At 40.6% G+C, this 1,887-nt stretch carries 1 protein-coding gene; it reads left to right on the plus strand.

The window, feature by feature from the left end:
- Positions 1-178 precede the first annotated feature (178 nt).
- On the plus strand, positions 179-1,887 hold a 1,709-nt coding region (locus tag A7Q09_RS09240; RefSeq protein WP_166791974.1), incomplete at its 3' end, for a TonB-dependent receptor plug domain-containing protein.

A 1,887-nucleotide genomic window follows, 5' to 3' on the forward strand; every position in this document is an offset into this window, starting at 1 on the left:
GGTGCCCCAGGCTTTAGTGCAGCACGTTTTATGAATTATGATTACATCGTGCCGCAGCTTCCATTTTGGATCCAAGGAAGCCTTACTATTTTTTTCTAAGCTCTAATCTCAATCTTTTATCTGTCTAACATTAGAAAAAACAGGGTTCGTCTGAAAATATATTGATTGGATATAATAAATGGGAATAATGATTGATTGTTGCCAAAGAAAATATATTTTTTTGCTTCCTCTTTTGTTTTTCTCTTTTTTCTTCTTTGAAAATTCAAAATCCCAATCTGACCCTATCTCGAACTATTCTAATTTCGATATCGATCAGACTGAACATGTGAAAGACCAACAAACCACTCCCTCTTCTCCATCCACCTCAACTTCTCAAACGATCCCACAAGAACAATCCTCTATTTTGCCTTCTGTTATAGAACCTTCTTCTCCCCCCGCAATGGTGCTTGCTCCAGTTACCGTGACGGCGCAAGAAGAACTTCCTGAAGAAGAAAATATAGTCTTAACAAACAAACAATCTGAAGTTCTTGGCCCAGCAATGAAAATTATCGATATACCCAGAACGATACAATCCATTAGCCGACAGGAATTAAACACAATAAATGCGCAATCAACCAATGACCTCGCTGCTTTTATCCCCGGAGTTAATCCTTCTCAAATAACAGGTAGTCCGGCTGGAGAGCCCATTGTTAGGGGGTTGCCCGCAACTGTCTATAGAAATGGGATGCTCGTTGGTTTTAGTCAGTCTGCCCAATATGGGCCGCTCATGAATATGAATGCCTATGATAATTTGGATGTGGTCACAGGACCCGTAAGCATCGTCTTTGGCCCCCAAGAATTAGCAGGTGGATTTGCCAACGAAGTAACCAAACAACCCTATTTTGATAAATTTAGGGGCAGTGCTGATTATACAGTGGGGATGTATCAGACTAATTTTTGGAACATCGATTTAGGCGGCCCCATCCTTAGTGACAAACTTGCTTACCGGTTCGATTATTTCGGTCAGGATGGCTATGGCCCCTACAACTATTATGATGGAGCTTATCTTAATAGAGAATGCTGGTATTTAGCTTTAAGTGCAAAGCCTTACGAAAATTTATCTATCGATTTCAATACCGAACTAGATGATAACCATCTGAACACGGTTGCTGGAATCAACCGTCCAGATCAAGCACTTATTAATAATAGACTCTATCAAACAGGAAGTCTTTTAGGCTGGTATGGACCTACTGGAATACTTCATCAAGGCCTAGGAACAGCTCCCCCTGGAGCTGGTTATGCTGTATCTTGGGGGCCTCTGGTAGAGATTAGTCCTCGAAGCAACCTTTTTGAGAACCCAGAAGATGGAGATAGACAACTTTATTATGTAGCACAATGCATAGAAACTTTAAAAATAAATGACAATCTTTCAATTGTTAACAATTCTCTTTTTGAATTTTATAATTCGTTTATTGATCAAGCGATCCCATCGGATTTTTGGGGAGTCCTCCCTACTGGATACGATTTTGATAATCGGTTAGAATGGCGATATTCTTTTGATCTCTTGCCTAAAGGTCAAACGGCTCAATCGTATCCTCAAGAAGAGCAAGAAGCCCTTTCTTCTTCCTCTCTTACTTTCCACAACCAAATTGACGGAGGTATCGAATTTCGCTTTTTTTCTGACACAGAATATGCAGGCGTATGGCACCAACCAGTCAATATCTGGAATTTGACTCAACCGCTGACTTACAACAATTTCACTCCCATCGTCCCTTTTACGGCGGCCATCAGCCCAATCTACCAAAATCCTTATCTTACCGACATTCCAATTCCTGGATATCCAGGAATGTACTATAATGTTTTTAACTATCTCTCCACAGCTGACACCTTTTCTACCCTTTCCCCGTT

The organism is Methylacidiphilum sp. Yel, assembly GCF_004421185.1.
GTDB lineage: Bacteria > Verrucomicrobiota > Verrucomicrobiia > Methylacidiphilales > Methylacidiphilaceae > Methylacidiphilum.